This window comes from Arenibaculum sp., from assembly GCF_035998295.1.
In the GTDB taxonomy this organism is placed as follows: Bacteria; Pseudomonadota; Alphaproteobacteria; order Azospirillales; family Azospirillaceae; genus DASYHS01.
Window position 1 is genome coordinate 1 of sequence record NZ_DASYHS010000044.1, and the last position, 17,431, is coordinate 17,431.

19 protein-coding genes are annotated in these 17,431 nt (G+C 72.4%); 7 read left to right on the forward strand and 12 right to left on the reverse strand.

The window, feature by feature from the left end:
• Together VGO20_RS04335 and VGO20_RS04340 are read right to left on the reverse strand one after the other, a co-directional pair.
• The coding region (locus VGO20_RS04335) for a hypothetical protein (protein WP_327501065.1) at positions 1-510 on the reverse strand (510 nt) is incomplete at its 3' end.
• 75 nt (positions 511-585) lie between these two features.
• Entirely contained in the window at positions 586-1,128 is a 543-nt protein-coding gene (locus VGO20_RS04340) for a CGNR zinc finger domain-containing protein (RefSeq protein WP_327501066.1), read from the reverse strand.
• Positions 1,129-1,229: 101 nt separating this feature from the next.
• On the opposite strand from VGO20_RS04340, the gene VGO20_RS04345 reads away from it, so the two are divergent.
• Entirely contained in the window at positions 1,230-2,456 is a 1,227-nt protein-coding gene (locus tag VGO20_RS04345) for an MFS transporter (RefSeq protein ID WP_327501067.1), read from the forward strand.
• Between the two features lie 10 nt (positions 2,457-2,466).
• On the opposite strand, the gene VGO20_RS04350 is transcribed toward VGO20_RS04345, so the two are convergent.
• The 3 genes from VGO20_RS04350 to VGO20_RS04360 form a co-directional block, all read right to left on the reverse strand.
• Positions 2,467-2,925, reverse strand: a complete 459-nt coding sequence (locus VGO20_RS04350; protein ID WP_327501068.1) for a DUF411 domain-containing protein — start codon at positions 2,923-2,925, stop codon at positions 2,467-2,469.
• A gap of 144 nt (positions 2,926-3,069) precedes the next feature.
• Positions 3,070-3,597 (reverse strand): Dps family protein, encoded by a 528-nt coding sequence (locus VGO20_RS04355; RefSeq protein WP_327501069.1) that lies wholly within the window; start codon positions 3,595-3,597, stop codon positions 3,070-3,072.
• Positions 3,598-3,725: 128 nt separating this feature from the next.
• On the reverse strand, positions 3,726-3,926 hold the full coding sequence (locus VGO20_RS04360) for a heavy-metal-associated domain-containing protein (RefSeq protein ID WP_327501070.1): 201 nt from the start codon (positions 3,924-3,926) through the stop codon (positions 3,726-3,728).
• Positions 3,927-4,154: 228 nt separating this feature from the next.
• On the opposite strand from VGO20_RS04360, the gene VGO20_RS04365 reads away from it, so the two are divergent.
• Positions 4,155-4,769 carry a hypothetical protein gene (locus tag VGO20_RS04365; protein ID WP_327501071.1) on the forward strand — a complete coding sequence of 205 codons (615 nt, stop codon included), beginning with the start codon at positions 4,155-4,157 and terminating at the stop codon, positions 4,767-4,769.
• Here the strand turns inward: VGO20_RS04365 and VGO20_RS04370 are convergent.
• Genes VGO20_RS04370 through VGO20_RS04380 form a run of 3 tightly spaced genes read right to left on the reverse strand, consistent with a single transcriptional unit; the run spans position 4,697 to position 9,977 of the window.
• Positions 4,697-5,767 (reverse strand): proline racemase family protein, encoded by a 1,071-nt coding sequence (locus tag VGO20_RS04370; RefSeq protein WP_327501072.1) that lies wholly within the window; start codon positions 5,765-5,767, stop codon positions 4,697-4,699. The genes VGO20_RS04365 and VGO20_RS04370 overlap by 73 nt on opposite strands.
• Positions 5,764-8,877 (reverse strand): efflux RND transporter permease subunit, encoded by a 3,114-nt coding sequence (locus VGO20_RS04375; RefSeq protein WP_327501073.1) that lies wholly within the window; start codon positions 8,875-8,877, stop codon positions 5,764-5,766. Before VGO20_RS04375 ends, VGO20_RS04370 begins: the two co-directional genes overlap by 4 nt.
• Positions 8,874-9,977, reverse strand: a complete 1,104-nt coding sequence (locus VGO20_RS04380) for an efflux RND transporter periplasmic adaptor subunit (protein ID WP_327501074.1) — start codon at positions 9,975-9,977, stop codon at positions 8,874-8,876. The genes VGO20_RS04375 and VGO20_RS04380 overlap by 4 nt, the downstream gene beginning before the upstream one ends.
• Positions 9,978-10,072: 95 nt before the next feature.
• On the opposite strand from VGO20_RS04380, the gene VGO20_RS04385 reads away from it, so the two are divergent.
• Together VGO20_RS04385 and VGO20_RS04390 are read left to right on the forward strand one after the other, a co-directional pair.
• Positions 10,073-10,693, forward strand: a complete 621-nt coding sequence (locus tag VGO20_RS04385; RefSeq protein ID WP_327501075.1) for a TetR/AcrR family transcriptional regulator — start codon at positions 10,073-10,075, stop codon at positions 10,691-10,693.
• A gap of 62 nt (positions 10,694-10,755) precedes the next feature.
• On the forward strand, positions 10,756-11,274 hold the full coding sequence (locus tag VGO20_RS04390) for an HNH endonuclease (RefSeq protein ID WP_327501076.1): 519 nt from the start codon (positions 10,756-10,758) through the stop codon (positions 11,272-11,274).
• Between the two features lie 33 nt (positions 11,275-11,307).
• Here VGO20_RS04390 and VGO20_RS04395 read toward each other — a convergent pair whose 3' ends face one another.
• Genes VGO20_RS04395 through wrbA form a run of 3 tightly spaced genes read right to left on the reverse strand, consistent with a single transcriptional unit; the run spans position 11,308 to position 13,616 of the window.
• The gene (locus tag VGO20_RS04395) at positions 11,308-11,643 is read right to left on the reverse strand and encodes an antibiotic biosynthesis monooxygenase (RefSeq protein ID WP_327501077.1); all 336 of its coding nucleotides are present in this window, start codon (positions 11,641-11,643) and stop codon (positions 11,308-11,310) included.
• The gene (locus tag VGO20_RS04400; RefSeq protein WP_327501078.1) at positions 11,640-12,911 is read right to left on the reverse strand and encodes an MFS transporter; all 1,272 of its coding nucleotides are present in this window, start codon (positions 12,909-12,911) and stop codon (positions 11,640-11,642) included. Before VGO20_RS04400 ends, VGO20_RS04395 begins: the two co-directional genes overlap by 4 nt.
• A gap of 6 nt (positions 12,912-12,917) precedes the next feature.
• Positions 12,918-13,616, reverse strand: coding sequence for an NAD(P)H:quinone oxidoreductase (gene wrbA, locus VGO20_RS04405; protein ID WP_327501079.1), 699 nt, complete (start codon positions 13,614-13,616; stop codon positions 12,918-12,920).
• Between the two features lie 104 nt (positions 13,617-13,720).
• Between wrbA and VGO20_RS04410 the strand changes: the two genes are divergently transcribed.
• The 3 genes from VGO20_RS04410 (at position 13,721) to VGO20_RS04420 (ending at position 16,166) form a co-directional block, all read left to right on the forward strand.
• Entirely contained in the window at positions 13,721-14,644 is a 924-nt protein-coding gene (locus VGO20_RS04410) for a LysR family transcriptional regulator (RefSeq protein WP_327501080.1), read from the forward strand.
• A gap of 89 nt (positions 14,645-14,733) precedes the next feature.
• Positions 14,734-15,387, forward strand: a complete 654-nt coding sequence (locus VGO20_RS04415) for a hypothetical protein (RefSeq protein WP_327501081.1) — start codon at positions 14,734-14,736, stop codon at positions 15,385-15,387.
• Positions 15,384-16,166 carry an SPOR domain-containing protein gene (locus VGO20_RS04420; protein WP_327501082.1) on the forward strand — a complete coding sequence of 261 codons (783 nt, stop codon included), beginning with the start codon at positions 15,384-15,386 and terminating at the stop codon, positions 16,164-16,166. The genes VGO20_RS04415 and VGO20_RS04420 overlap by 4 nt, the downstream gene beginning before the upstream one ends.
• A 24-nt stretch (positions 16,167-16,190) precedes the next feature.
• On the opposite strand, the gene VGO20_RS04425 is transcribed toward VGO20_RS04420, so the two are convergent.
• Positions 16,191-17,381 carry a multidrug effflux MFS transporter gene (locus VGO20_RS04425; RefSeq protein WP_327501083.1) on the reverse strand — a complete coding sequence of 397 codons (1,191 nt, stop codon included), beginning with the start codon at positions 17,379-17,381 and terminating at the stop codon, positions 16,191-16,193.
• Positions 17,382-17,431 lie beyond the last annotated feature (50 nt).

The following is a 17,431-nucleotide window of genomic DNA, read 5'->3' on the forward strand; positions in this document are numbered from 1 at the left end:
TGCGGGAATGTCATGTTTCGTCACGGTGCCGGTTTTCGTCTTCGGCCCGGCGCGCATTTCCGCGCGCAGCTCGTCGCGCAGTCCCGCCAGCTCCTTGCGCAGCTCCTCCACCAGTTCCGCCTGGACCTTGCCGCGCAGTTCGTCGCGCAGCTCGTCCCGGACGTCCTCGCGCAGGTCCTCGCGCAGGCGCTCGCGCTCGGCCCGGGTCACGGCGCGGACGGCGCCGACGTCTTTCTCGAAGCGCCACCGGTGGGCCAGCAGGCGGGCGGCGGCGGGGACATGCCCCTGCTCGACCAGCTTGCCGTACAGCTCGTCGTGCTGCCGGCGCATCTGCTCGACGAGGGCCTCGTGCCGGTCCTCCTCCTCCGCGGACAGCTCGGCGAGGCGGGCCCGGACGTCCGCGTGCGCCCACGGCGTGGAGCCGGGGGCGTAGCCAGCGCGGCGCGCGGCCTCGGCCAGGGGCTCGCCGCGCGCGGCGATGCGGCAGAACAACTCGATGCGCGGGGCCATGGGGTGTCCTCCTCGTTCCGGTAAAGAGAACAATAAGAGAACATAAGGCGTCGGCAGTCAAGGAGCGGGTCGAGGTCAGCCGCTTCCACCCGCCTTGCGGTGCCGGTGGCGGGCGACGTGGAACCGGGTTGCGCAGCGTTTGGAGCAGAAGCGCTGCTGCCCGGCTTTGGAGGCGTCCACGAAGACCTCTTCGCACGGCGCCGATTCGCATTGGCGCAGGCGCCCGGCTCCGCGCGCCTCGATCACGTCGGCCAGCGCCAGCACGGCGTAGGCGGCGAGGCGATCGGCCGGTTCCGTCCCGGGGGCGGGCGCCATCCCGACGGCCGGGGCGTCGTCCCCCGCGCGCACCGAGGCCCGGAACGCGACGCGGGTGACCAGGGTGTCCAGGCTCTCCGCCACCTCACGGCCGGATCGCCCCTCCGCCAGCGCCAGCGCCGCGGCGCGGACGCGGTCGCGGACGGCCCGGATCGCTCCGGCGTCGTCCGGTTCCGGGGCCGTGTCCAGCCACGCCTTCAGGAAGTCCCGGCAGCCCTCGGCGTCCACCAGCAGGTCGGGCACCGGACGCACGGGGTCCACCGTGTTCACCAGGGCGAGGACGAAGCCCTCCGGCTCCCGCACGCACCGGGGTACAGCCTCTTCGTAATCTTTGAAATCTGTTTTCAAGATTACCGGTCCATGGTACCTGTAAGCTCCATTCCATATTGAGGGGGTGACGGGCGATGGCAACCCCGTTCTTCATGGTGGTGGCGGGCCTCGCCGGAGCCGGTCTCGGCGTCGCGGCGCTGAAGGTGGCGTTCCCGGCCGCGGTGGCGCTCGGCGGCGGGTCGCCGGCGGAGGTCGCGGCGGTGGCGACCGCGCTGACGATGGGGTGGCCGTTGTTCGGCATCCTGGCCGGCGTCCTCCTCGACCGCATGCGCAAGACCGACGCGCTGCTGCTGGCGCACGCCCTGGTTCTCCTGGCCGCGCTTGCGGCGGCGCTGGTCGCGGCGTCGGTCGGCGCGGGACCGGCCGCCGGGGTGCTGGCGCTGCTGTGCGCCGCCGGCTTCGCGGTGAGCTGCGGCGAGGTGCTGGCCGAGAACGTGAGCCAGACCGTGGCTCCCGATCTGGTCGCGCCGGCGGCGCTCGGCCGCGCCAACAGCCTGCTCCAGGGGACCAAGACGGTGGCCATGCTGCTGCTGGCGCCGCTGTTCGGCGCAGCGCTGCTGGAAGTCTCGGTTCCTTTCGCGTTCTGCGCCGTGGCGGCCGTGCTTGCCGCGGCGGCGCTCGTCACCCTTCCGGCCCGTCGGGCGTCCCCGCGGCCCGACCGGCCGGCGGGCGGGGCTGCGAGCCCGTTCGCGGGCCTGCGGTACATCGGGCGCGACCGGACGCTGCTGGGACTCACGGTCCTCGTCACCGGCATGTCCGGCTGCTGGAGCGCGTGGCTGAGCCTCGTCGTCTCCTATGCGGTGTCGCCCGACGCGCTGGACCTGCCCGCGAGCCTGCTCGGCGGCATCATGGCCTGCCTCGGGGTCGGCAGCCTTCTCGGCGCCGTCGCGGTCGAGCCGCTGCGCCGGGTGCTGGGCGACCGGCCGGTCCTGTTCCTCGACCTGGCCGGCACGGTCCTGCTGCTCGCGGTACCGGCGCTCAGCGGCGGCGTGGTCGCCGTATGCGCGGCGGCCGTGGCGGCCGGGTTCGGGGGGGTGGTCTGGGTGGTCACGGTCGCCTCGCACCTCCAGGTCGCGGTGCCGCGCGCCCTTCTCGGCCGCACGGTCGCGGCCTATCGCTGGATCGGCTGGACGGCGTTCCCGGCCGGCTCGGCCGTGGCCGGCGCGATCGCCGAGGCGGCCTCGCTGCAGGCGGCCTTCGCCGTTTTCGCCCTGGGCTCGGCGGTGCTGGCGATCTCCTTCTTCCGCCTGCTCCCCGCCGACGCCCCGCTCGGGCGGTCCGCGGCCGGCGGCCCGGCGTAAACCCGGTTCTTCAGTGCCGGGCGAAGACCCTGTCCCCGCCCGAGGCGCCGAACAGGATCGTCTCGTAGGGCTCGCCCGTCGCCATGTCCATGCCCGGCGCGTCCATCGGCATGCCGGGCACCGACAGGCCCCGAGCCGCGGGGCGTTCGGACAGCAGGCGCCTCACGTCGCCGGCGGGGACGTGGCCCTCGATCACGTAGCCGTCGACGAGCGCCGTGTGGCAGGAGCCCAGCGCCTCGGGCACGCCGCCGGATCGCTTGACCGGCTCCAGGTCGTCCACTTCATGGACCGTCACGGCGAAACCGGCAGCCCGCATGTGGTCGACCCATCCGCCGCAGCAGCCGCAGCTCGGCGACTTCCAGACCTCGACCCGGTCCGGAGCCGCTTGGGCCTGGGCGACCGCGAGTTGGGTGACGGTCGGGACGAGCAACGCCAGCGCGAACAGCAGGGCGCGTGCGAACGGCTTCATGGTGTCCTCCATCGATGGTCCCGGATCGTGCCGCGGTGAACGACCCCGATCATCATGCCGGTCGCCGTGCATGGCAAGGTGCGGTAGCGGAGCGGAGCTGCCGGCGGCGGGCCGCACCGGGTGGCGCGGCCCGCCGGACGCAGGCTAGTTCCTCACCAGGTCGGACTTGGCGAGGGTGGAGCGCAGCATCCAGGCCACCTTCTCGTGCGCGCCCATGCGCTTGTTCAGGAGGTCCTCGGTCACGGTGTCGTTGGCCTCGTCGCAGATCTGCACGATCTCGCGCGCGGTCCGGGTGACCTCCTCGTTGTCGCGGACGATCTGCTCGACCATGTTGCGGGCGTCCGGGGTGCCGTGCTCGTCCTTGATGCTGGTGTGCTTCAGGAACTGGCTCAGGCTGCCGGGCGGGAAGTACCCCAGCGCGCGGATGCGCTCCGCGATCTCGTCCACCGCCCCCTGCAGGTCCTCGTACTGCTCCTGGAACATCTCGTGGAGGCTGTGGAAGGTCGGGCCCTCGACGTTCCAGTGGAAGCCGTGGGTCTTGCCGAGCAGCGTGTAGGTGTCGGCGAGCAGCTTCGACAGCCCGTCGGCGATGGCTTTGCGCTGCTGGTCCGGTATCCCGATCTTGACGTCGAGCGGCTCGTTCGATTTGCGTGCGATGTCGGCGAATGGCATCGATCTCTCCATCCTTGGCGTCGGCCTTTGGCGTCGGCAGATTACGGGGGCGCCCGGATCATCCCTCGACGAGCGCCCCCGCGAGATCAACGGCCGATCTCCCCGGCCGGTTCCGGACCGGTGCGCTTTCAGGCCGCGCCGCGGACGTCGTAGCCGGCATCCTCGATCGCCCGGCGGACGGCCGTCTCCTCGGCGTCGCCTTCGACGCTCACCTCGCCCGCCTTCAGGTCCACCAGGGCGCGCTCGACGGCGGGCACGGCCTCGACGGCCCTCGTGACGGTCTGGGCGCAATGCCCGCAGGTCATTCCGTCCACTTTCAGCTTCAGCATGTCGCTCTCCTTCGCTGGATGTCCGGCAAGCCTCCACCTTCCAGCGGCTGGAAGGTCAAGCGGTTTCTTCAGCCATCCCCGAACCGCCGGCGGGGCCGCCGGGTTCCCTGGGGGCCGGCGCCCGGGTGCGCGCATCCGATCGGGACGCGACCCGGCCGGGTTGACAATGTTCGTATTTCGTTCCATAAAGCCCTTCTGTGCGATGAGGGGCCGACTGGGGAGAGGGCGATGAGCGAGCGGAAACTGGACCCGTTGGACGAGCTCTTCTGCCGGCACGTCGCCCAGGGTCACCGCCCGGAAGACGCGCTGCGGGCGGCGGGGCTGCACCAGGAGATCTCAGCCGATCTGGGGGCCAAGGCCTGGGCCCGCCCTGAGGTCCGTGCGCGCGTCGCCGAATTGCGCGTCGAGGTGCTGTCCAAGCGCGTGGCGCGCGCCACCTCCATCATGGACATGCTGAAGCGCCTCGCAGAGCGGGGCATGGCCATCGGCGACACGAAGAACGCCCGCCTCGCGCTGAGCATGATGGACGAGGTCCGGGAAGGCATGGAGCAGGAGGTGCGCAACGGCGGCCCGCTCGAGCCGCCGCCGTCGCCGGAGTCCCTGATGGCCATGGCCGCCTCGTGGGCCGCGGAGTTCTCGGCCGACGGCATGCTCGGCGACGTGCCGCTCCCGTTCGATCCGCTTCCCGGCGCCCACCCCGCCAACACCAATCCTGCCAGCGCCAATCCCAAGACCGGCCGGCCGGCGAAGCGCGGGCGGCCGGCGCGTCGTCAGCCCGGCAGCAGGAAGCCGTCGCGCAACGGGTCCTCCTCCTCCACCACGAACTCCGACCAGCCGCAATAGTAGGCCCGGCCCGAGACGCGGACCGTGACCGCGGGATACCTCCCCGCGGTCGTCGCCGCGACGGCCATGCCCTCGAACGGCACGCCGGTCACGCCCTCGATCCGCCACGGCGTGCCCGGAACGAGGCGCCGGCGCGCGGTCTCGATGGCGATGCGCGCGGTGACGCCGCTGCCGGTGGGGCTGCGGTCGACCTGCCCGTCGCCGAAGACGCAGAGGTTGCGCGACGGCCGGTCCGGGCCAGGAGCCTCGTCGTCGGTCAGGATCGTGCCGTAGAGAAAGGAAAGGTCCGGTTCCGACGGGTGGCGGACCGGCGGTCCGGCGCGCACCGCCTCGGTGATCGCGGTCGCCGCCTCGACGAGGCGCGCCAGCGGCGTCGCCCGCAGATCGAGCCCGAGGCGGGCGGCCGGCAGCACCGCGTAGAAGGCGCCGCCATAGCCGATGTCGAAGCGCACCCGCCCCAGCCCCGGCACCTCGGCCTCGCGGTCGAGCGCGCAGGCGAAGGCCGGGACGCTGTCGAACGACACCGCCCCCGTGCGCGCGCCGCGCGTGTCGACCGCGACCGCCACCGGGCCGCAGGGGCATTCCAGCAGGAAGCGCGTCTCGTCGCCCGTGCGCCCGACCCGGCCGGTGTCGACCAGCCAGCGCCCGAGCGCGATCGTGGCATGGCCGCACATCGTGCTGTAGCCCGAGGCGTGCATGAACAGCACGGCCGCCGCGCAGCCGGGATGCGACGGCTCGGTCAAGATCGCCCCGTACATCTCGGCATGGCCGCGCGGCTCGTGCATCAGGCGGGTGCGGACATGGTCCAGCCGCTCGTGCACGAAGCGGCGCTTCTCCAGCAGCGTCGCCCCCTCGAGCGGCGGGTAGCCGCCGGTGACGATGCGCACCGGCTCGCCCGCCGTGTGCATGTCCACGACCTTATAGGTCTCCCGCTCCATCGCCGGCCCGTCCTCGCGCGCTGCCCCCGTGCTGCCGGCCGAGTGTAGGCGCGCGCTCACTCCGCCGCCAGCGCGCGCAGCGGGGCGGGGGCGGGGGCGGGCTCGGCCGCCCGCACCTCGTCGGGGCGGACCCGGAACCAGGCGGCATAGAGGGCGGGCAGGAAGAACAGCGTCAGCACCGTCGCCCCGGCCAGCCCGCCCATGATCGCGACCGCCATCGGCCCCCAGAACACGCTGCCGGCCAGCGGGATCATGGCCAGGATCGCCGCCGCGGCGGTCAGCAGGATCGGCCGCGCACGCCGCACGGTGGCATCGACCACCGCCGTCCAGCGCGGCTCGCCCGCCCGGATGTCGGCGTCTATCTGGTCCACGAGGATCACGGAGTTGCGCATGATGATGCCGGCGAGCGCGATGACGCCGAGCAGCGCCACGAAGCCGAAGGGCAGGCCCGAGGCGAGCAGCGAGGCCGTGACCCCGATCAGCCCCAGCGGCGCCGTCAGCAGCACCAGCGCCAGCCGGGAGAAGCTCTGGAGCTGGATCATCAGCATCGTCACCATGACCAGCACCATCAGCGGCAGGATCTTCGCGATCGACCCTTGTCCCCGGGCGCTCTCCTCGATCGCGCCGCCCATGACGATCGCATAGCCGGGCGGCAGCCCTGCGCGCAGCGCGTCGAGCCGGGCGTCCATGCGCCGGCTGGCGGACGGCGCCTGGACGCCGCCCGCGACGTCCGCCTTGACGGCGATCGTCGTCGCCCGGTCGCGCCGCCACAGCACCGGCTCCTCCAGCCCGTAGCGCGGGACCGCGACCTGGCCCAGCGGCAGCACCGTGCCGTCGGCGGTCCCGACGGACAGCGTGCCGAGGCCCGAGAGGTCGCGCCGCTCCTCCTCCGTCGCGCGCAGGACCACGTCGATCGTCTCCCCGCCTTCGCGCAGCTCCGTGACGGCGACCCCGTCGAGCAGCATCGCCACCGCGCGCGACAGCTCGTTCCTGTCGATGCCGAGCGCCCGCGCCTTCACGGGATCGACCTCGAGCCGGACGGACGGGGCGAGCTCGCCCCAATCGAGATGGACGTCGGCGAGGTCCGGGTCGGCGCGCATCTCGTCGCGCACGCGGCGGGCGATCTCGCGCAGGCGGTCGGGATCGTCGCCCGATACCCGGAACTGCACCGGGTATCCGACCGGCGGGCCGTTCTCCAGCCGGCTGACGCGCAGGCGCGCGGCCGGAAACTCGGCCTCGGCGCGCGCCGACAGGTCGGCCATCACCCCCTCGCGCTCCTCCAGCCCCCTGGTCACGACGACGAACTGGGCGAAGCCCGGGTTCGGGAGCTGCTGGTCGATCGGCAGGTAGAAGCGCGGCGTGCCGGCGCCGGTATAGGCGGCCCAGTGCGCGATCCGGTCGTCGGCCGCAAGGAGGCGCTCCATCCTCTCCACCTCGCGTTCGGTCGCCTCGAACGAGGCGCCGGCCGCGAGCCTGACGTCCACCAGCAGTTCGGGCCGGCTCGCCGACGGGAAGAACTGCTGCTGGACCAGGCCGAAGCCCGCGAGCGCCGCGATGAAGCAGCCGGCCGTCAGCCCGATCACCGTCCACCGGAGGCGCAGGCAGGCCCCGATCGCGCGCCTCAGCATCCGGTAGGCGCGCCCGTCCCAGGGATCGGCGTGCCGGCCCGGCTTCGGCGCCGGCAGCAGCAGGTATCCGAGATAGGGGGTGAAGACCACCGCGACGATCCAGGAGATCAACAGCGACGCGCCGACGACCCAGAAGATCGCGTTGGTGTATTCACCGGAGGCGGAGCGGGCGAGGCCGACCGGCAGGAAGCCCGCCGCGGTCACCAGCGTGCCGGTCAGCATCGGGAACGCGGTCGAGGTGTAGGCGAAGGCGCCGGCGCTGAGCCGGTCCCAGCCCTGCTCCATCTTCACGGCCATCATCTCGACCGCGATGATCGCGTCGTCGACCAGCAGCCCCAGCGCGATGATCAGCGCGCCGAGAGAGATGCGGTGCAGGTCGATGCCGAGCAGGAGCATCGCCGCCAGCGTCAGCGCCAGCACCAGCGGCACCGTCAGCGCCACGACGACCCCGCTGCGCCAGCCCAGGCTGACGATCCCGACCAGGATCACGATGCCCAGCGCCTCGGCCAGCGCCTTCGTGAACTCGCCGACCGAGTCCTGGACGACCCGGGACTGGTCGGCGACCTGGACCGCCTCCATGCCGAGCGGCAACTCCGCCCGGACCCGCTCCATCGCGGCCGCGAGCGCTTCGCCCAGCGCCAGGACGTCGCCGCCGGGCGCCATCACGACGCCGAGGCCGACCGCCGGGCGGCCGTCGACCCGCATCGTGCTGCGTGGCGGGTCCTCGTAGCCGCGCCGGATCTGCGCGACGTCGCCGAGCGCCAGAACCCGGTCCCCGGCCGCGATCGGCAGCGCCCGCAGCCGCTCGACGGCGTTCCCGCCGGCCTCGCCGGCGTCGAGGCGGACGAACACGCGCCGGGACTCCGTCTCGACCCGGCCGGACGGCGCCATCGCGTTCTCGCGCCTCAGTGCGTCGACCACGGCCTGCACCGGCACGCCGAAGCTGGCGAGGCGGCGGCTGGAAATCTCGACGAAGACACGCTCGTCCCGGTCGGCGACCAGGTCGATCTGCTCCACCCCCGGCAAGTGGCGCAGCCGTTCGCGCGCCGCCTCGGCCGCCGCCTTCAGCTCGGCCGGGGAGAACTCCTCGCCGGCGAAGGCGTAGATCGCGCTGTAGACGTCGCCGAACTCGTCGTCGAACCAGGGGCCGAGCACGCCGTCCGGCAGCCGGTGGGCCATGTCGCCGACCTTCTTGCGGGTCTGGTACCACAGGTCCTGGACCCGATGCGGCGGGGTATCGTCCCTCAGCGTCGCGAAGACCACCGATTCGCCCGGCCGGGAGTAGCTGCGGGCGTAGTCGAAATGCGGGACCTCCTCCAGCACCTCCTCGATCGGGTCGGTGACGTAGCGCTCGACCTCGGCCGCGGTCGCGCCCGGCCACTCGGCGCGGATCGTCATCACCTTGAAGGTGAAGGAGGGGTCCTCGGCGCGCCCGAGGGCGGAATAGGCGAAGACGCCCGCGGCGATGCTCGCCAGGATCAGGAACAGCACGAGCGTGCGGTGCGCGAGCGCCCAGGCCGACAGGTTGAGCCGGCCGCTCATCTGGATGCTTCCTGCCAGACGCGGATCTCCTGCGCCGGGTCGAGCTTGTGAACACCGGCGGTGACGACCCGCTCGCCCTCCGCGAGCCCGTCCGCGATCACGACCCGGTCGCCCTCGTAGCCCGCGACCCGGACCGGGCGCAGCTCGACCCCGGTGCCGGCCGCGTCCACGACCCAGACCGCCGGGCTTCCGCCCGCGTCGGTCAGCGCGGCGAGCGGCAGATGCGCGACGGCGCCGGCATCGGGCACGCGGGCGAGCAGGGTCGCGGTCATGCCGATCCGGACCCCTGGCGGCGTGTCGGCGAGGTCGATCCGGACGCGGTAGGTGCGGGTGGCGGGATCGGCCGAGGGAGCGACCTCGCGCACCGCGCCGTCGAGGCTCAGCCCGGGCAAGGACCACAGCTCGACCGTCAGCACGCGGTCGGCCAGCCCCGCGACCGCCTGCTCCGGCAGGTCGGCGACGGCCTCCAGCGCCCCCTCGCGCGCGACCCGGACCACGGTCTGGCCGGCGACGACGACCTGGCCCGGCTCGACCGGCGCGGCGGTGACGATCCCGTCGGCGTCGGCGGTCAGGACCGCGTATCCGGCGGCGTTGCGCGCGGCGCGCAACTCGGCCTCGCTCTCGCGCATGCCGGCCTCGGCCCGCTCGGCGGCGGCCCGGCGGCGGTCGTGCTCCTGGCGCGTCGTCCAGCCGCCGTCGCGCAGGGCCGCGTAGCGGCGGAAATCCTCACGCGCGTTGGCGGCTTCCGCCCGTGCCGCGGCGAGCCGCGCCTCCGCCGCCCGCACGCGCAGGTCCAGGTCGGCCGCGTCCAGCCGGGCGAGCGGGGTTCCCGCCGCGACCCGGTCGCCGACCGCCACCAGCCGTTCGACCACCTTGCCCGCGACCCGGAAGCCCAGCTCCGACTCGGTACGCGGCCGGATGACGGCCGCGTAGCGGTCGGTCCCGACCGCCGGCTCCAGCACGACCGGCGCGGTCCGGACCGGGCGAGGGGTGGGGGAGGAGGGCCCCGCCGCCACTTCCGCCGGCGCCTCGCAGGCGGAGAGCAGGACCAGGACCCCGAGCCCGGCGAGAACCGCCGGCCGACCGAACGCGATGCGCATCTGCCGCTCCCAGAACTGAACTGAACTGTATCGTATCGCGAGGCTGCATCGGCGCGTTGACCTCGTCAAGAGGAAACCGTACAGTCCAGTCCAGAATGAGCGAACGCCCGGACCCCAAGCTCGACAAGATCCTGTCCGCCGCCAGGGCGGCGTTCCTGGAGCACGGCTTCGCCGCGACCTCGATGGACTTGATCGCGCAGACCGCCCGCGTCTCCAAGACGACGCTCTACACCCGCTTCCCGTCGAAGGAGGCGCTGTTCGCCGCGACCGTGGAGACGGAGTGCCGGCGCAGCGGCATGCATTTCGCCCCCGAGGCGTTCGACGACGTCCCGCTCGACGAGGCGTTGCGCCGGATCGGCCTGCGCTTCCTTGCGCTGCTGTGGTCGCCGGGGGCGATGCGGCTGCGGCAGATGGTGACCGGCGAGGCCGCGCGCTTTCCCGAGCTGGCGGAGATCTTCTGCAGCAGCGGGCCGGACCGTGGCTGCGACGCGGTCGCCCGCTTCTTCGCCCGGGCGGTCGCCCAGAGGCGCCTGCCCTCGACCGGCTTCGACCCGGCGTTCCTGGGCGGCCAGTTCATGGCGGCGCTGAAGGGACGGCTGGACTGGGACCTGAGCTTCGGCCGCCGCCCCGTCCCGACCGAGGAGGAGCGCGAGCGGCACGTCCGCGCCGCGGTGGCGCTGTTCCTTCGCGGCCTCGGGACCGAGATCCGCACTTAGGGGTATGCCGCCGGCCGGCGGAGTTGGTACTCTGGCGCGGTAGCCCGGACGGGAAAGTGACCATGGACCGCCGCAGACATCCGCCTCCGCCGACGCGCTTCGGCCCCGCGCCCGCGCAGGCCAAGCCGTCGCATGCCGCACCGCCACGGGTGGTCGTGCAGAAGATGGACGAGGGCTACAGCCTGCGGTCCAGGACCAAGAAGGCCGCGACGACGGTGCGTGGGGTGCCGCCCGGCTATGTCTCCCTCTCGTATTTCAACAAGAATGAGAACAAGTACGGCAAATGGCCTGTGAAGGGCAGGGGTGTCAACGAGGACGATATTTACGTTAAAATCTATAATAATCGGGTTTTCCTTTGGTGGGCTTACCCTCATTCCCAAATAGATGATTTCATATATACCGGGAAATCCTCTGAGGATATCAGCGATTGCAATTTCGAGGGTGGATCGAAGTCCGGATACACCTGGCACCATACCGGCTATCCCCATGAGGAGGCGACCGGGACGATGCAGCTCGTTCCCACCTGGGAGCACCAGGCGCTGCCCCACACGGGGGGTGCGTACCTCGCCAACAACAGTTGAGGTGGCACCTGCCCCCCGGCTCTCCTTTCCTTTCTAGATCTCCAGCCTCGCATAGTTGGCGATGTCGGCCCTGATCCCCAGCCGGGTCATCATCTCGCGGCGGTCGAAGCCGATCTCGGCGTGCAGCTTCGCCACGGCGGCCGAGGCCCGCTCGATCGCGTCCTGGCCCGTCCACTCCACGAAGGTCACCATGTTGAACTCTCCCGGGCCGGACTGCTGCTCCAGGATGTAGTCCCGCACGAAGCCCTCCTGGTTCCGCAAAACGGCGTGGGTCCGCGCCACCTTGTCCAGGAACTCGTCGCGCCCCTGGGCAGGGACGATGAACTTGTCGACCCGGTACAACGGCCGCGACGTCTCGTTGGCGTTCATCTGCTTGTTTCTCCCTGGTGCCGCGGCGCCGACCGCGCGGCTCGATCGGGCGACCTTGGGTCCTCAACCATGGTTGAGGTCAAGATCCCCGAACCCGCCTGCCTCTCAGCCAGCCTCTCTGCCGGAAGCGCACGGAGCGCCAGTGCCAGCAGGCCGCCCGCGACGCCGAGGGCGACGACCAGCAGGGCGACCGCGGGCCAGCCGGACGCGGCGGCGATCGCCCCGGCCATCGCCGGCCCGAGGACCATGCCGACGTTGTTGCCCTGCATCAGGAAGCCGACGGTGGCGCCGACGAGGTCGGGGCGCGGCGCGTGGCGGGACGCGGCCTCGATCAGGGTGACGGGGATCAGCCCGCCGACGGCCGAGAAGACGATGCACAGCGCATAGGCGGCGGCGCCCGGGAGGACGTCGCCGAGGATGCCGATGCCGCACGGCACCATGATGCCGAAGCCCGCCAGCAGGATGAACACGGGCCGCACGCCGCGGGCCAGCAGCCGTCCGCAGGCGAGATTGCCCAGCGCGCTCGCCGCCACCACGGCCGCGGTCAGCACGCCGGCGGTCTCCGGCGAGACCGCCAGCCGGTCGGCCAGGATCGAGGGCAGGAACGCGAATACCGCGAAGAAGGCGGCGGCGAAAGTGGCGAAGAGGCTGCCCAGAAGCCACGGCCCGCCGGCGGTCAGCGTTTCCCGCACGTCGTCCGCGATACCCCGCTGCGGGACGGCGCCGGGCGGGATCGACCGCGTGCCCCGCGCGAGCAGCGCGGCGTAGCCGACGAGGAGAGCCGCGTTCGCCAGCCAGAAGCCGCGCCACCCCACGGCGTCCAGCAGCGGCGCGCCAAGCATGACCAGGGTGAGCCCGGCCGGCATGAACGTGCCCCAGACGGCCAGCGCCCGGCCCCGTTCGCGCGGGGACGTCGCCGCGAGGATCAGGGCCGGCGCGGCGACCGTGACGGCGAGGAAGCCGACGCCTTCGAGCACGCGGGTCGCCAGCAGCGGCATCGCACCGGCCGCGAACGCGCCGGCGCCGCTGCACAGGCCCTGCAGCAGCAGGCCGCCGACCGCCATCCGCCTGGCGCCCGCATGGTCCACGCTGACGCCGATGGCGATGCCGGCGACCGCGCCGACGACCGCGAAGGCCGAGAGCAGCCACGACGCCGTGGCGAGGTCGAGGGCGAAGTCGGCCTGCACGGCGGCGAGTGCCGCGGACGCCTTGCCGACCTGGAAGGCCGAGACGACGCCCGCGCCGACGATGAGGAGGATGCCGGGCATGCCGCCTCAGCCGACCGAAGCCGCGACGTCCGCCGCGACATCCGCCCAGGCGGCCGTGCGCGGGGCATGCCGGCGTCCGAGCGCCAGCGCCGTCGCGAGCTCAGCCACGTGCCGGCCCTGGAAGCGCGCGCCGGCCAGCTCGTTGGCGCTCGGCCGGCGGTCGCCGCCCTCGCCGTCGTCGGCCAGCGTCGAGGCGCCGTAGGGCGAGCCGCCGGTGATCTCGTCCATGCGCATCTGGCCCTTGAAGGTGTAGGGAAGGCCGACGACCAGCATGCCCAGATGCATCAGCACGACATGGGTCGCCAGGATCGTCGATTCCTGGCCGCCGTGCTGGCTGCCGGTCGAGGTGAAGACGCTGCCGACCTTGCCGACCAGCTTGTCCTCGAACCACAGCCCGCCGGTCTGGTCGAGGAAGTTCTTCATCTGCGACGCCATGTTGCCGAAGCGGGTCGGCGTGCCCAGGATGATCGCGTCGTAGTCCGCCAGTTCCGCGACCGTCGCGACCGGCGCCGCCTGGTCGAGCTTGTAGCCGGAGCGTTGCGCGACCTCGCCCGGCACGAGTTCCGGCACCCGTCTGAGCACCGCGACGGCGCCCGCCTCGCGGACGCCCTGCGCGACCGCTTGCGCCATGGCTTCGATATGGCCGTAGGACGAGTAATAGAGCACGAGCACCCTGGCGGCGCCGCTCGAAGCGTCGATCGTCATCGCTGTCACCTCTCCCGTTTCGTTTCCGACGCTCCAGAGATGACGTTGCAGGTCGATCTACGTAACTGCTAAAAACTCGCTGAGATTGATCGATGGAATAGATCATGCTGGATGCCCTGACGCTCGACCAGATGCGCGTCTTCGTCGCCGTCGCCGAAGCCGGCAGCTTCCGCGCGGCCGCCGGCCGCCTGTCGCGGGTCCAGTCGGCGGTGAGCCATGCCGTCGCCGGCCTCGAGGCCCAGCTGGGGGTGACGCTTTTCGACCGTTCCGGCCACCGGCCGGCTTTGACGCCGGAGGGACGCGCGCTGCTGGAGGACGCGCGTGCCATCCTGCTGAAGGTCGACGCCTTGCGGGCGCGGGCGCGCGGGCTGGGCGAGGGGGTGGAACTGGTCCTGTCGATCGTGGTCGACAGCCTGTTCCCGCTGGACGCCGTCGGCGCGGCGCTGAAGGACCTGCACCAGGCTCATCCTTCGGTCGGCGTCAGGATGCGGGTAGCCCCCCTCGGCGCTCCGTTCGCCGCGCTGCGCGAGCGGCGCTGCACGTTGGGGATCACCGTCGGCCACGACTTCCGCGACCCGCACGTCGAGCTGGAGGCGCTGTGCCGCCTATCCTTCGTCGCGGTGGCCGCCGCGGCCCATCCCCTGGCCCGCAGGGCGGGGCCGCTCGGCGCGGTGGAACTCGCCGATCACCTGCAGATCGTGCAGGAGGATCCGACCCCGCTGTCGCAGGGGCGCGACTTCGGCGTGCTCTCGCCCGGGACGTGGCGCGTGGACGGCCAGGATGCGAAGCAGGCCTTGATCCTGGCGGGGGCCGGCTGGGGGCGGCTGCCGCTGTGGGCGGTCGAGCGCGACCTGGCCGAGGGGCGGCTCGCGCGGATCGCCGCCGAGGCATTGGGCCCGGGCGGCGAGACCATCGTCGACGCCCATCTCGCCCATCGCCTGGACGAGCCCCTGGGCCCGGCCGCGCGGGCATTCCGCCGGGCGCTGCTGCGGCAGGTCGCGGGAGCCGTGAACCTCGTGTCGCGATAATAAGGTCGGCTGCCGCAACCGACCCGTGTTTGCAGACCGCCCCGCTTGGGGTATAGTCCACCGATAGAGGTACTTGCCGCCGAGCCGCCATGTCCGCCAAGCACCGGAGCTTCGCACCGCCCCCGGCCCACTGGCCCGGCAAGCCGCCGGCCGGTGCCCGCGCGCCCGCGGTGCAAGCGTTCCGCACCTTCGACCCGCTGAGGGCCCAAAAGACGGAACGAAGCGCCGTGGCCGACCAGCTCTTGTCGCTCCACGATGGCCAGTTCCAGCTCGAAACCGCCGAGCGGGGGCTGCGCGTCAAGCCCAACGGCACCTACAACTTCGTCCGGGTGCACGGTACGACGCGCAACGACGCCCATACGTTCGTCTCCAACAAGGCCAGCCACGCGAAGCTCGCCGGCGGGCGGGCGGTGCTCTATGCGGGCACGGTCCGATTCGACAACGGTTCGCTCGACTGGTGGAGCAACTATTCGGGCACCTACCAGCCGATCGCGGCGTTCCGGCAGCAGGCCCAGCTCCCCGGCGACCGCTTCGTGCCGTGGCAGCGGCTCCAGATGGGCGGCAATTCCATGCAGCGCGGCATGTTCACGGACAGGCACGCGGCAACCGCGCCCGCCGCGCACAAACCGAAGGCGCCGACGAGCCCCAAGGAAGAGGGGACCGCCGGTCCCGCCGCACCGCGTGCGACAACCTCCCCCGCGGCCACCAAGCCGGCCACCGCCGAAAAGGGAAAGCCATCATGATGGGCCGCTGGCTCAGTGCCTTCGTCGGGCTGGGTATGCTCACCTTCGGGTGCATCACCTTCGTCCTCGGCCTCATCCTCGGCCACGGAATGGGTGGTAGTTTCGCGATCGCGAACCCGCCGGCCGAAGCTTCCGCCACCGGGGCGGAGGCCGTCGCTTCCGCTCCCGCGGCCGACGGTGCCGCCGGCGGCCAGAGCGTGAGCGTCAGCGTGTCGGACAGCAGTTCCGTCGCTTCCGCCGGGAGCACCGCTCCGGCGAGCGGCCCGGCCGAGGCAAGCGTGCCCGTCGAGACCGCCGCTCCGACCGAGGTCGCCGCTCTGCCGCCGGCGGAGGCCGCCGACCCGCCGCCGGCAGCCGCCGAGCCGCCGGCAGTGGTGGAGGTCCGCTCAGGACCGTCGCCGCAGCGGCCGCCGAGCTCCAAGATGCGCGGTTCCCTGCTGGAGGCGACGACGGCCATGCCGCCGCCCGAGACGGTGGCGGAGGTTCCTCCGCCGGTGCCGGTCGAGGCCGCGGGCCCGCCGTCGATCCTGTCGGTCCAGGTCGCACGCTTCTTGATGAAGGAGAATGCGGACGCCCTCGCCGCCGAGTTGGCCGCCCTCGGCTACAAGCCGCAGATCGTGCTGGCACGCGAGCCAGGTATTCCGGCCGCCCCGTCGTGGTACATGGTGACCCTGGGCCCGCAACCGGATGCCGAGACGGCCAACCGCCTCGCCCGCGAGGCCGCCGCGGCGCTCGGCCTGCCCGCCCACGCCGTGAGCTGGCCGCTGGCGACGCAGTAGCGCCGCCTCCCGTCCTGGCCGGCTTCAGGCCGCGGCCGGACGCGGCGCCACCAGCCGGCGGCAGGCCGCGGCAGCCACGGAGGCCGCCGCGGTCGCCGCCATCATGACCACGCCGTCGCCGCCGTCGAGATGGCCGACGAAGATGCCGACCGCACTCGCGAGCGTCATCTGGATGAAGCCCAGCAGGGCCGAGGCGAGCCCGGCCATCGCCGGGAAGGGGCCGATCGCCCCGGCCATCGTATTCGGCAGCGTCAGCCCCGCCCCGGCCAGGAACACGAACAGCGGCGCGAGGATGGACGCGACCGAAGGCTCGCCCGCAACCGCCAGGGCGAGGCCCGACAGTCCGCCCAGCATCAGGACCGCGGTCCCCAGCGCCACCATCCTCGTGGGCCCCAGCGCGAGCGAGAGGCGGCCTGCGCCGAACGATCCCGTTATGTAGCCGACCACCACGACGCCGAAGGACAGGCCGTACTCCTCGGGCGAGAGGCCGAGCCCGTCGATCAGCACGAAGGACGAGCCGGAAATGAAGGCGAAGATGCCGCTGTAGACGAAGGACGCGCACAACACGTAGCCGATATAGACGCGGTCGCCGAGCAGCGTCGCGTAGTTCGAGGCCAGCCGGCCGGGCCTCAGCGCCAGCGGGTCGAGATGGTCGTTGGTCTCGTCCAGCAGCAGGGCGGCCGCGACCAGGATCACGGCGCCGAAGGCCAGCAGCAGGACGAAGTTCGCCCGCCAGCCGAACGCCGTGGTCAGCACGCCGCCGATCACCGGCCCGACCGCGGGGCCGAGCGCCACCGCCATCGCCATGTAGGCGAGGATGCGCGCGGCGCCGTCCCGTCCATAGACGTCGCGCACCACGGCACGGCCGAGCACGGGCCCGCAGCAGGCTCCGACCGCCTGGAAGAAGCGCGCGGCGACGAGCTGCTCGATCGACTGTGCGAAGGTACAGGCGACGCTGGCGACCACGAAGATCGCCACACCGCCCAGGATCACCGGCCTGCGGCCGAACCGGTCGGACATCGGCCCGTAGACGAGCTGGCTGACCGCGAAGCCGACCAGGAACACGCTGAGCGTGAGCTGGACCGAGGCGGCGTCCGTCGAGAACACCGAGGCCAGGAGCGGCAGCGAGGGAAGATAGAGGTCCGTCGAGAGCGGCCCGAACGCGACCAGCGCGGTCAGCAGGACGGCGACGGTGCGGCTTTGCGGACGGGGCATGGACGGCCATCGCAGGAGAGGGACCAGGACACATGCCCCATCCGGCCCCG

What these genes read in the sequence shown, in the direction of transcription:
- VGO20_RS04360 (WP_327501070.1), bottom strand. Translation starts at nt 3,926, where the DNA reads ATGCTGAAGCTGAAAGTGGACGGAATGACCTGCGGGCATTGCGCCCAG.
- wrbA (WP_327501079.1), bottom strand. Translation starts at nt 13,616, where the DNA reads ATGACGATCGACGCTTCGAGCGGCGCCGCCAGGGTGCTCGTGCTCTAT.
- VGO20_RS04380 (WP_327501074.1), bottom strand. Translation starts at nt 9,977, where the DNA reads ATGCGCATCGCGTTCGGTCGGCCGGCGGTTCTCGCCGGGCTCGGGGTC.
- VGO20_RS04350 (WP_327501068.1), bottom strand. Translation starts at nt 2,925, where the DNA reads ATGAAGCCGTTCGCACGCGCCCTGCTGTTCGCGCTGGCGTTGCTCGTC.
- VGO20_RS04425 (WP_327501083.1), bottom strand. Translation starts at nt 17,381, where the DNA reads ATGCCCCGTCCGCAAAGCCGCACCGTCGCCGTCCTGCTGACCGCGCTG.
- VGO20_RS04395 (WP_327501077.1), bottom strand. Translation starts at nt 11,643, where the DNA reads ATGAACGCCAACGAGACGTCGCGGCCGTTGTACCGGGTCGACAAGTTC.
- VGO20_RS04345 (WP_327501067.1), top strand. Translation starts at nt 1,230, where the DNA reads ATGGCAACCCCGTTCTTCATGGTGGTGGCGGGCCTCGCCGGAGCCGGT.
- VGO20_RS04365 (WP_327501071.1), top strand. Translation starts at nt 4,155, where the DNA reads ATGAGCGAGCGGAAACTGGACCCGTTGGACGAGCTCTTCTGCCGGCAC.
- VGO20_RS04415 (WP_327501081.1), top strand. Translation starts at nt 14,734, where the DNA reads ATGTCCGCCAAGCACCGGAGCTTCGCACCGCCCCCGGCCCACTGGCCC.
- VGO20_RS04390 (WP_327501076.1), top strand. Translation starts at nt 10,756, where the DNA reads ATGGACCGCCGCAGACATCCGCCTCCGCCGACGCGCTTCGGCCCCGCG.
- VGO20_RS04400 (WP_327501078.1), bottom strand. Translation starts at nt 12,911, where the DNA reads ATGCCCGGCATCCTCCTCATCGTCGGCGCGGGCGTCGTCTCGGCCTTC.
- VGO20_RS04355 (WP_327501069.1), bottom strand. Translation starts at nt 3,597, where the DNA reads ATGCCATTCGCCGACATCGCACGCAAATCGAACGAGCCGCTCGACGTC.
- VGO20_RS04385 (WP_327501075.1), top strand. Translation starts at nt 10,073, where the DNA reads ATGAGCGAACGCCCGGACCCCAAGCTCGACAAGATCCTGTCCGCCGCC.
- VGO20_RS04410 (WP_327501080.1), top strand. Translation starts at nt 13,721, where the DNA reads ATGCTGGATGCCCTGACGCTCGACCAGATGCGCGTCTTCGTCGCCGTC.
- VGO20_RS04375 (WP_327501073.1), bottom strand. Translation starts at nt 8,877, where the DNA reads ATGAGCGGCCGGCTCAACCTGTCGGCCTGGGCGCTCGCGCACCGCACG.
- VGO20_RS04420 (WP_327501082.1), top strand. Translation starts at nt 15,384, where the DNA reads ATGATGGGCCGCTGGCTCAGTGCCTTCGTCGGGCTGGGTATGCTCACC.